This is a genomic window from Paenibacillus sp. V4I9 (assembly GCF_030817295.1).
Lineage (GTDB): Bacteria > Bacillota > Bacilli > Paenibacillales > NBRC-103111 > Paenibacillus_E.
Genome location: NZ_JAUSZE010000001.1, coordinates 209736 through 221534, shown reverse-complemented (window position 1 = coordinate 221534; position 11799 = coordinate 209736). Strand labels below are relative to the sequence as shown.

The 11799-nt window shown below is 42.9% G+C and carries 10 protein-coding genes; 1 reads left to right on the top strand and 9 read right to left on the bottom strand.

The annotated features are described in order from the left end of the window. Window positions 1-71 precede the first annotated feature (71 nt). Entirely contained in the window at window positions 72-893 is an 822-nt protein-coding gene (locus QFZ81_RS00980; protein ID WP_307601108.1) for a helix-turn-helix domain-containing protein, read from the top strand. A gap of 64 nt (window positions 894-957) precedes the next feature. Here the strand turns inward: QFZ81_RS00980 and QFZ81_RS00975 are convergent, their stop codons facing one another. The 9 genes from QFZ81_RS00975 to QFZ81_RS00935 form a co-directional block, all read right to left on the bottom strand. Further along, window positions 958-2091, bottom strand: coding sequence for a glycoside hydrolase family 88/105 protein (locus QFZ81_RS00975; protein ID WP_307601106.1), 1134 nt, complete (start codon window positions 2089-2091; stop codon window positions 958-960). 249 nt (window positions 2092-2340) lie between these two features. Further along, window positions 2341-4041, bottom strand: coding sequence for a methyl-accepting chemotaxis protein (locus QFZ81_RS00970; RefSeq protein ID WP_307601104.1), 1701 nt, complete (start codon window positions 4039-4041; stop codon window positions 2341-2343). Between the two features lie 226 nt (window positions 4042-4267). Beyond that, complete coding sequence (locus QFZ81_RS00965; RefSeq protein ID WP_307601102.1) at window positions 4268-5122, bottom strand: polysaccharide deacetylase family protein; 855 nt, start codon at window positions 5120-5122, stop codon at window positions 4268-4270. A gap of 355 nt (window positions 5123-5477) precedes the next feature. After that, window positions 5478-5987: a S8 family serine peptidase gene (locus QFZ81_RS00960; protein WP_307601100.1), complete on the bottom strand. Its 510-nt coding sequence runs from the start codon at window positions 5985-5987 to the stop codon at window positions 5478-5480. A gap of 1 nt (window position 5988) precedes the next feature. Then, on the bottom strand, window positions 5989-6744 hold the full coding sequence (locus QFZ81_RS00955; RefSeq protein WP_307601098.1) for a S8 family peptidase: 756 nt from the start codon (window positions 6742-6744) through the stop codon (window positions 5989-5991). A 621-nt stretch (window positions 6745-7365) separates the two neighbouring features. Next, window positions 7366-7542, bottom strand: coding sequence for a nuclease domain-containing protein (locus tag QFZ81_RS00950; protein ID WP_307606797.1), 177 nt, complete (start codon window positions 7540-7542; stop codon window positions 7366-7368). 439 nt (window positions 7543-7981) lie between these two features. Beyond that, window positions 7982-10159 (bottom strand): protein kinase domain-containing protein, encoded by a 2178-nt coding sequence (locus tag QFZ81_RS00945; protein ID WP_307601097.1) that lies wholly within the window; start codon window positions 10157-10159, stop codon window positions 7982-7984. 14 nt (window positions 10160-10173) lie between these two features. Further along, window positions 10174-10938 (bottom strand): protein phosphatase 2C domain-containing protein, encoded by a 765-nt coding sequence (locus tag QFZ81_RS00940; RefSeq protein ID WP_307601094.1) that lies wholly within the window; start codon window positions 10936-10938, stop codon window positions 10174-10176. 9 nt (window positions 10939-10947) lie between these two features. Beyond that, on the bottom strand, window positions 10948-11778 hold the full coding sequence (locus QFZ81_RS00935; protein WP_198146350.1) for a vWA domain-containing protein: 831 nt from the start codon (window positions 11776-11778) through the stop codon (window positions 10948-10950). Window positions 11779-11799 lie beyond the last annotated feature (21 nt).

Genomic DNA, 11799 nt, shown 5'->3' with positions numbered 1-11799 from the left:
ATCGTTCTCTTTTTTATTCATTGAGACTTTACGAAAATTTGTTATTATTTAATAAAGGAGTGGGATACCGAATGAATGGGGATTTTGAAATTAGCTTTGCCAAGCAGCCTACCAACATGCCGATGCAGCGTACTCACTACCATGAGCACTATGAAATTTATTATTTGTTCGCCGGGGAGCGTTATTTTTACATAGAGAATCGAACCTATCATGTGAAGAAAGGCTCTTTGATTTTTATCAAGAAGAATGACATTCATAAAACACTAGAAGGCGGTAAACTTCATGAACGCGCGATCGTTTACTTCACGGATGCATTTCTGGAACCGTATCGCGGATCCCATCTGGATCTGCTCTTGTCGCCTTTTATGCAAATTAACCGCGTTATTGATTTTAACAACCTGGAACAGAATTATATTGAGAATCTTCTCTTTCAAATGAATAATGAATATACCAACCCGAATCGTCATGGGCAATCGCTGTATTTTGAAACGCTGCTCGTTCAATTACTGCTGTTCGCCTCTCGCAAGGCAGCGGAAACGGCGGAAACCGCCTATCTTCCGATGAACAAAAAAATTGCGGAGATCACCGAATATTGCAACACGAATTATATGAAAACACTTACGATGAAGGAAGCGTCTGCTCAATTCTTTATTAGTCCCTTTCATTTCAGCCGTCTCTTTAAGCGATATACAGGCTTCAACTTTACCGAATACATTCTCACACTCCGAATTCGAGAGGCACAGAGACTGCTGCGGGAAACCTCCAGCAAAGTAATCGATATTGCAGAATCCGTCGGCTACATGAACATCACTCATTTTAATCGCAAATTTAAGCAGGTAACCAAAATGTCACCTCTCGAATATAAGAAAATGATTAGAACGAATGTAAAATAAACATACGTGAAAAAAAGGAAGGTTGGAGCCATCGAATGGCTTATACAACCTTCCCGAAAATCTGCTATCCATGAATAGGTTCCACATGCACTAGCTTTTCTGACTCCATGCTAGCCAACAGGAATGGCGCCAAGCCCATCATGACGTCGCTAACTATCTTCTCTTCCACATAATACTTGAAAGAACCATCTCGGTAAGGGGTTCCACCCAGTCCGGCACCATGACAAATCCCATGCAGATGTACCTCGGCTGAATCGGTTTCCACAAAATGATCAATCATTCCTTGAAACCCTTTTAACGCTACAGCCTTGAATTTCCCAGATAAATAACCGAGATTAACTCCTTTAGCAAGCGCGTAAACAAACATGCCCGTACCGGAGGCTTCTACATAATTGCCTTCCCTGTGGCCCATATCCAGCACTTGATACCAAAGGCCCGTATCTAGGTCCTGTACCTTAGCCAGCGCTTCCGCCATACGCTCAAAAATCCCGATTATGGTTCCCCGCTTAGGGTGATCTACAGGAAAGTGCTCCAACGCATCGACGACCGCCATCGCATACCACCCCATCCCCCGGCTCCAGAAATGATAGGATTGTCCTGTCGTCGAATCGCACCACGCCTGCTCTCTGCTTTCGTCCCATCCATGGTGGAGCAGCCCTGTCTTCGGGTCTCGCGTGTGCTTCTCTACCAGCAGCAGCTGATTAGCTACATCATCGAAAAGCTCCTCTCGTCCGAACGTCTTCGCATACTCAGCAAGGAACGGAGAGGACATGTACAACCCGTCAAGCCACATTTGGAACGGATAAATCTTCTTATGCCAGAACCCGCCCTCACTTGTTCTCGGATGTCCTTTCAGTTGACCAGCGAGCAGATGTGCGGCCTGCTCATACCATTTCTCACCAGTTCGCCGAAGCAAGGGGAACAGTACTTTCCCTTGGTTTACTTGATCAAGATTATATTCTTCGATAGCGTAAGTCCGAACCCTTCCATCAGGCTGAACGAACAGGTCCATGTGCCGCTTCATAAACTCGTAATAGCGTTCATCGCCGGTTTGCTCCGCCAGCCTCCCAAATGCGAGAAGCATCATACCGGGAACGTAGGCCCACCGTTTCGCCAGCTCCGGATGATAGCCCTCTGCATCAGCTTCAGACATAAATGTATTTGCCGTATTTACAGCCCAATCCAGATGTTTCGTCATTGTTTTTTATCCTCTCTTTTTCCTTATATAAGCTGCTTCTGTAACAGTTCCTGAATACGGATCGGTGCACCTAACTTTGAAGATGGTAACTCTCGGATCTCATTGTAGGCCAAATTCAAATAAAATTCTTTGTGCATCCTTGTTCATTTTTGTGGAACTTTGCTATATATGCGCTTTTTACGTTGTAATATGAAAAGAGACCCTGCAAAGTTGCGGATTTCGCAGCTTTAGCAGGGTCTTTCTATGGCATTATACTCTAAATTGTTCGATTAATGTTTGAAGTTCTTCAGCCAGCTTGGATAAAGCAGCGGAGGAAGAACTGATTTCCTCCATGGAAGCCAACTGCTCTTCCGTTGCAGCCGCCATGTTTTGGGTCCCATAGGAAGCTATTTCAGCAATCTTGGTCACTTCAGTAATGGAGAAGATCACTTCCTTCGTACCTTCCGCTATTCGTTGGGAAGCAACGGAAACCTTTTGAACTTGAGAAGAAACATCATCAACTGAATTTTGAATTTTGGCAAAGGATTCTCCGGCAACATTTACACTCTCGATCCCTTGAACCACCTCTTGTGAAGCTTTTTTCATGGTTTGAATCGCATCTTTCATTCCATCTTGAATGAATGTAATGACTTGTGATATTTCTTTAGCCGAGTTTGCCGATTGTTCCGCCAACTTTTGTACCTCTCCAGCAACTACGGCAAAGCCCCGGCCGTGTTCTCCTGCCCTGGCTGCTTCGATTGCTGCATTCAATGATAATAAATTGGTCTGGGAAGCGATGTCAGAAATAGCGGTTGTTATACTATCCACCTCTAGGGATCTGTCACCTAACCCTTTGATGACATATGACATCTGTTCCATAATCAGATGGATAGACTGCATTTGTTTAATGACCGTCTGAATCGCTTGATTCCCTTGCTCTGCATGAGAAGAAGTTTGCTCCGCTGTTGAAGAAACTAACACCGCATTAGAAGCGATTTGTTGGACTCTGACTGACATTTCATTGACAGCTTCCGAGCTTTTGTTTATGTTATGAACTTGATTTTCCGCCCCACCTGCCAATTCTTGAGCCGTAGAAGCAATCTGTTCCGTAGCTTTACTGTTTTGTTCGGCGCTTGCTAATAATTGTTGGGAAGAAGCGGCTACACTTATAGAAGTTTCTGCCACTTGTCGGATTAACCTTTTCAGGTTATCCGTCATATGATTGATTCCTTCTGCTAGCGTTCGAACTTCATCCTTGTTTCTGACCGTGATGGGTTCCAGCGTTAAATTACCTTCCGCGACTCGTTTGACTTGATCGGAAATTTTTAAGATTGGGGATGCCAAGGAACGCCCCGAGAATAAACCGATTCCTACTGCCATAATGGTAGAGAGCGCAATAACCCCGAGCAGAAACCAAGTAGATTGGCTATACACCTTCTCACTTTGATTTTTGATCGCACTTACTTTCTCATTGTTTACGGCTAATAGCTGTCTGATATTTTCAGAGGCTTTACTAAAGGAGACTCCGCCTTTGGTAAGCCCTTCACTTGCTTCCGCATAGCGATTGCTTTTGACGAGTTGGATATTATCCCTTACTCTAGAGCTAAAATCAGTCCAGTTCGTTTTAAACTCTCCTAAAATTTCCGTCTCCTTAGGATTAAGTTGTAGGATTGAGTATCTGTCCATCTTATTCTTGATCTCTTCTAGATTCTTTTCTGCAACATCCGCAAATTTTGGATCTTTGTTTTTGACAGCACTTAGCATATTAACTCTGGTATTCTCCGCCAATATGCCTATTTCCCCTAACTGTGAAGTAGGGAATAAACCCTGATTAATTATGGTTTCCTGATTAGAGTTTAACGTCCGTAATGAACTAAAAGCGTATGTACCTAAGATGATCATAAGCACACTCACCGCTAAATACGAAGCAATCATTTTACCAGCTAAATTCAAATTAATTCTTGTTTTCATCCTTCTCACTCTCCGTATCGTCTTCGGCCTGAATCAGGAATATCTAAATCCCGACATAATATTCCATTAATCGAGATAATAACACATAAAATATGACAATGACATGATACTTTGTGAACTTTTTTCGCTTTATCATCAAAATAAAAAAGCCACGGACGTAAAGTCCATGACCGATAGGTTATCGCACACGATAACCTTAAAGCCTACAACAATCGCTCTGTCCCTCTCAATGAGGCACCGTTACTAGCGTATACCCTTTGCTTCGAATGCCTTTAATAATGTCCGGTAAAGCTGCTATGGTAGAGGGATGATCGTGCATGACGATAATGCTTCCAGATTGAACTTGAGCTAATACACTTTTAACGACTTTTGAAGGGTCAGTTGTCGCCCAATCTTTGGGATCTTCGTTCCACAGCACCATTTGCATATGATGTTGTTCCGTTACAATCTTGGTATCGTTGTTATAGGCACCATATGGCGGACGAAAAAGTGTGACCGGGTGTTTATCGAACTTTGTAAGCTTATTTAAACCGCTATTAAACTCATTTTCCTGTGCGTCATAGGTCATTTGCGACATATGAGGATGCGTGTCTGAATGATAACCAACCTCATGGCCCTCATAGACAGCCTCTGTCACAGACTGCGGAAAAGCTGCAGTATTTTGTCCGATGAAGAAAAAAGTGACGTGTGTGTTTTGTTCCTTTAGAACTTTGAGAAGTTCCCCCGTGTATTTAGTCGGACCGTCATCAATGGTTATGGCTACATTACCTTTTCCAACCGAATAAATGGGCTTTAAGACTGACTTCTTCATCTGCTTCTTCGTACCTGATACCACAGGTTCTTCCTTTGGTAAACCTGTCTCGAATCCAACCGGCTCCTTAATCGGGCTAGTGATTGGTGTATTATTCGTGGAGGGCATGCCACTATCGGATACAGGTTTAGGTGCAACAATGGGACCAGACGTAACCGCGGGACTCACTGTAGAAAGGGTATCAGGAACGCTGGGAGTTGAAGCTTGCTCACACCCCGTTAACATAAGGATTGTAAGCATACTACTTAAAAAGTACCGAGAGAGTTTCATAGTCTACCTACCCTTGAAAGTATAGCTCCAATTATCGAAAATAGAGCAATACACATTGCAATGAAAATTAATGGAGCAAGTAAATTTTGATTCATGAATTGAGATAGTTCACTATTCATTAATAGTAATTCCTTTCTTAGCCTTATGTAGGTTATAAAGGATAATTTCGACATTATCTTACATAATTCCTTCCAGCTTGTAAGATAGACAAGACATCCGTCCCTGTTTCATGAAGCACCACTCTATGAGAAAAGGCACCTCTTGGGTGCTGCTTTGGGTTTGTCATCGAACCTTTATTCCAAATAAAAAAAGAGAACCTTTTGATTAGGTTCCCATAAGGGGGGCACGCCACTGTTTATTCTTGGTGCGGAAACCCAAATCCGGATGCGATATCATCTCCTAAAGATGCAGAAATTCCACCTAATATATCGTTACTTTTAGCCGCGCTTTGAAGTTGCGAACGTACTTCTGCGGCTGTGTAAGATTGATTTGCAATTAATTTTTCACTCCAAATCTTTGCCGCAAGACCGGAAATATGAGGTGTTGCCATAGATGTCCCACTGATCGTATTGTATCCCCCATCATTCCATGTAGATTCTACATTACGACCAGGCGCACTTACTTCAATATCTCTCTCTTGAATGATGTAATTCCCAACAGTTGCTTCTGCAGAGCTACCACGTGATGAGAAATCGGCTATTCGTAAGCTGTTATTTTCAATCACATTTTCAAGTGCGGCTACCGCTACCACATTTTGTAATGCACCAGGATAACTTATAGTGTCAGGAGAAGGTCCTGAGTTCCCTGCTGCCGCTATCACAAGAACTCCATTTTTTACGGCATTATTAATCGCGGTTTCAATCAAGCTATTTTTTGTACTTGAACCGAGTGACATTGAGATAATTAATTTTTTTACTATTCAAAACGGATTGTTTTACAGCCTCATCTATAGCCCTAGCGATATCGTCCGAATACCCTGAACCTCTATCATTCAGAACCTTATACGCCCATAGTTCAGCGCCTGGAGCGACTCCCCATATTCCTGTACCTGAAACACCACCATCGGCTAAAATTGTACCCGATACATGGGTTCCATGGCCATTCCCATCTGAGCAGCTATCCTCGACAATAGGTTTTTTCATATTGGTAAAGTCCCTACAGCTTATTATCCGTCGCGTTAAATCAGAATGACTTCTATATACACCAGTATCCAAAACAGCAATTGTAATGCCGCTTCCTCCAGAAGTATTTGTAATTAGCGAATTGTTATAAATCTTTTCAATTCCCCAAGGAGTCGGGTCACTCGGACCTTTTATCGTTACTTTCCCTTGAATCCGATTGATTTCCATCGTGTGAACTGTTCCTACCTCTGAAACTGTTATATCCTCACCCTTGCGTTTTTTTATGTCTTCAAATGCCTGCGGGGTAACATCGGTCGTAAAACCTTGTTCTTTAAAATCATGCCGGACGCCATACTTTGACTTTAATCCTCCCTTCACAATTGGGTTATTCGTATTTATGAGTACCCGTATCTGTTGTTCTTCATTACTTGCTGCCGCACTTGATATAGAAACGGACAGAAGGAGAACTAAACATAGTGAAACTATTACCCACTTTTTCATAAAAAACCTCCCAACCATGTAAAAAGTTTGTTTTTTACGATCCGAACTATCATATGCGAACTAATTTTCTTTGATTCCAGTTATTTCATAGACCTTATAGCCAAGAATGTTAACGTCTATTTGGTTGAAAAAGTAAAAAGACCGTTTATGCCTGAGAAGTGGCTATTAACGGTCTTTTGTTTGTGTTCCTCTATGAGAACGGACATGATTGTCAACTGCTTCAATTATTTCTAAGTTGTAAAACGAAACTTCTCGCTCCACTCCCCGTCGTCCTTCACTATGAACTATTCGGTTTTTCCGAATAGTTGCTTCTTCCTGTAATTCACCCTCTTGATAATTGTCATTAACTACTCCAACCCAATCCCCAAAATCCGACTCCCCAAATCCAAATGCTCCCGATCCAGCGTCACCTTCACCTTACCCACACGCCGTTTCTCCCGCCAATCACTAAGCTCCTCTTCCGTATCCAACCGCAATTCCGACACTTCCTTCGCCCTGTTAAGCATATAATCCGTCGTATACAAAATCCGATAAATCCCATGCCCCGCGGGAACTATAGCACTCTCTCTTCTAACCCACTCGTCCACCTCAAACACTACATATAGCTCATCCGTCGCACCTCTACGCCCCAAACATGCTACGCTCGTACTCTCTCCCCTGCCCTTCCGAATACACAATCGCATCCCGATAGCGGTGCATCGTATTAATATCATCCTCTTCCGGCCCCGGCATCTGGTACCTCTCGAAGTATGGCGTCCCCTCATAAGCAGGATTAATGCGATATTTGGCATCAAAAATGTATTTATACTCCTGTCCACCTCGAGAGCTACTTCCACATTTCCTGAACTTTCATAAAATAAAAGCGTGTAATGCATAGTTATCCACCTCTCAAAAGTTTGGAGCTTAATACCCGCTCATTATTATGACGAACTTTAAAGGATTTACCTCATTCATTCCAATTCACTCTCAATTGAATAAAAAAACTGCACCCTAATTGTTAGATGGTGTCTAACAAATGGGGTGCAGTTCACATAAACATTGTGATTTTGCTCGGACAAGGGCTCAGGAAATCGAACCGTGGCTAGGCAGAACCATAATTCGCCGCCGCGATGATCAGGATGTTTGGAGAGACGGCTTACTTTTCAAATCTCTTATAATCCTCAATAAGGTCTTTTAAAATAGGTGTGCTGTTACCCTTACCCAGTTGCTCCCACTTCAAAAGGCCGCCGCATACTTCTCAATTGAAAAGGAATACTCTCCTTAAGAATCTCAAGAAATCAACGTCCTTAAAAGAATCCATTTGCTTGCCCAGATGGTGAAGCTCCCATTGTTTCCCTGCAAGGTGCTTATTTATTTCAGCTATCTCCTTATCGAATTGGTTGAGTTCGTTATTCAGGTTGATTCTGGCAGTATCTTCTTCCCTCTTTAAGAAATCATACTCCGGACTATAGGTTTGCCTTATGTTAGATATCATGTCCTGCGACCTGTTTTGATAAGTTTGTTCTAAGTTATTCAATATTGATTTCCTGTCCTTAAATTTTGATTTTATGGCTGTGATTTCACTACGAGGAACGGATTGGGGGATTTTAGTCCTATACTTGCGTTCTATCTTTTTTTTCCACTCTACCAGCACTTTCGCTTGGGATGGACTCATTCCTACATGAACCGAGCCCCCGTTTTTTAATATCATATACACCTTTTCAATTTTTTTGCGGCCATAGGACTGGAAGATATTAATGTCCAAAAAATCAGCCGGCGTACGAATTCCGCTCGATCTTAAACGCCGTTTGATTTCATCGTCTATATCCGGTATTTTTTCTTGGCTAATCCTATGCTTCATTAATTGATCTTCCAGCCAAGTTTTTTGGAAAGAGGCCAATGCGCCGGCAAGCTCGGTTTTTTCCTCCTGATCTATGGTTTGTCTTTCACCCACGATTTCGCTTATATGACTCCGGAGTTCCTTCTGCAATTTTTCCGTTTCATTCTTTTCTCGTTCCGATACTTCCCCTTGCCTTCGTAATATATCGTTTATCTTGTCTTCCTCCATTTGTTGGAACTTATGCTTTATATCGTTGACTTCGTTCAATTCGCTTGTCAGATCGGAAACAACATATTCAAGCTCCTTTATTTTTTCAGACGTGGTTCTCTTTACTTTAACAGTGGGAAGTTTCACATAACACCAGCTTAAAAAGGCCATCTCCACACCTAATCCCAAAGTCGTGCAGGATACTAAAGCTGTAACCGGAGCGTTTCCATACATAACAGTTGCAGTCGATGCTGCGGTAGTTAATACCAATAATGAAATGGTTCTTTCCAACACGAACCTATCTTTTGACAGAGGCTTGCAAGGTATTGCTTCCGTTGTGAGATAATCCAGTACCCACGACGAACCAACAGGATACGATGTTTCTGGTTGTGATTGGACAGCGGCTGACCGCATCTTCCTAGCGAGCCAATCAGAGAAGGCTGCTAGATGAGTAATTAATTTCGTTGCAGAGGCGGCTAAAGGATGCACGGCATCAACCAATGATTCGGGATCAGGGGGCCGAGGCACCTTCGGCATTTCTATTGCCGTAACATCACGAAAGGAGTTTACCAAAAAACGTAACGTTTCATCATCAACAAGTTCCAGATATTCAAAAGCGCGAGATGCGCCTGGCGAGACAAAGTCTTTCTGTCGAAAGAGGAGACATTCTTCACCCTCTCCCGCTCCAAGCGAATTCCATAATGAAGCATCCACAGAAACGGTTACTATTGAAATCAAAATAACCCACGCTGAAAAGTTATCGATATACGGCCCAAAATGTTCTTCGTTTCTTCCGGGGTGTTGATAATTTCTGTGACCGAGCTCGTTGCTTTTCATGCCGTTTAAGCCTGGTACATACATACCATCATAATCGATCAGAATCATTTCATCATTGTGAATCAATATGTTGCCATGCTGCAGGTCGCCATGCGCAATATTTGCCATGTGCAGCTCAGTGATCATTTTTAGCCATTTATTTGCTAGTCCTTTCAATATTTCAACGTTATGCAAATTTCTTTGGATATAATGAAGCAGCGATTCCCCCTCAACCCACTGCATTTTAACGACTGGAAACCAATTGCCGTTTATTTTTATGCCTTCAGAGAGGTACTCAAAAGGGACGATATAAGGGAGATTAACGGAGCTTAAATGCAAGCTGATGGCATCGTAACGGACCTTTTGATCCTTCACGTTATTGGTAAAGCACCTGACCGCCCATTCCGTCTTTCCGCACTTTATTTTGTAAACACTAGCGAAACCTCCCGAAATAGGACGAGGCAGTCCAAGCTTATCCAATTCAGGGAATCCGGATTGAAGCTCTGGGTCCTTGAAACAAATTTGCGGATTTTGTATCGCTTCCCTATAATCCTGTGGAGTGGGCCATAACATCACCTCACATCCCCTTACAATAGATTTACCCGAATTAATGTAACATCATCATTTCTTAGATAAAAGCCGCCGTCGCGGCAAATTAACTTCCTTTCGGACTGAACTAAATTTATGAATTCATGTTCACCCGCTAACCCTTGTATTTTCTTTATTACGCTTGGGTCTTCCTCGTAACGAGTTAATATCCAGCATGCCAGGGCATCGGTCATTAACAAAAAGGTGTCTCCCGTTTGGGCAGTACCGGTCCATTTTTTAACGAACATTTTAAGGTGAATGTTATTGGCTGAGTTACTCGATATAAGAACCGGCCTATTATGAAAATCATCGACGGAGCTCAAAGGAAAAAAGGCGATAATTTTATCACCCCGAACTTGAAATATACAGCTGTCACCGATCGCTACTGCATCAAACCCCGCGGATGAGGCATCCGTCAAACGAAAAGTGATTCCGGCTAATGTAGAGAACGCCCCGCTTTTTAGCTTCTCTTCAGCGTACCAGGGAAGGTTTTTGGCATTTAGTTTTCTCTTCCAAGCCTTTGACAATTTGGAAACGGATTTATCGATATGTTTACTTTCAAATTTGCCATTGCAATAACCGCTAGCGAGCAAATTAGCCCATATATCGGCAAACGAAGATTCACTAGCCCCATCGGCTATGGCGAATCTATAATACGCAGTATCCTTATTAACAAAAATGCTGCTGCCAACGGCATCTTCATATTCATCTTTGCGGTTTCCCGCCTTTGGCAATGAAAAACATGTGTTTTCTATTTGCACCATAGCCCCCCCCTACCTAAGATTGGCGGGACGCGTTCCAATGTCAAGCGCCTGGATCACAAGGGTTAGATCGGCATTTAATACAAATCCCCTTGATCCATCCGAAAGATTCAATTCATGTTCCTGATTGGCCACCCGGATCATAAATGGTGTCAGCATGCTTGAGCCTTCGTAGAGCATCCTGGAGTATTGATCAGGCAGTCCATCCGAGGTTTCCGGAAAACGCAGCTCATCCGCACTCGGAATGCCGGATATATGCAAGTTGAACAGCAATACATTTCCATCGTCCGTTGCAAGTAGCCTTATTTGTTCCATTGCAGCAGTCGGATCACCGTCGGTGGATTCTCCGTCCGTAATATGAATGACCACCGGCGGAAAACAATGAGAATATTCACTGATCCATTGACTCAAGATGAGATGGGCTGTATTCAACGCCTGGCACATTGGAGTACCGCCGTTCGCGACAGGATCAAACCAGACAGGAAACTTAACAAGCTGATCTACAAGCCCGCCTGCCCCATCCGGAACTTTCTTCAGACGTTTTTCCAATCTTGACGGATTATCTGCTATTTCACTAATCGGCACAAATTCCTTTCCGGCTAATACACCGCCGAATGCCGGCCCAACGTTGGCGCCATAGCCGATCACACCAACATGATAGTAGTCGCGTATACCTTCTGACTTCGCACACTTTATAATAAGATTTTGTAATAAACGATTTATTGCATCGGAAACACTTCCGGCTTTTGAGCTAGCCCCGAATGGGTCGGACATCGATCCGGACTGGTCAATAATAAACAGAAAACAAGACGGATCTGAACGGCTGATTTCTGCTGAATACATGATTTTTCCTCCTCAAAAATG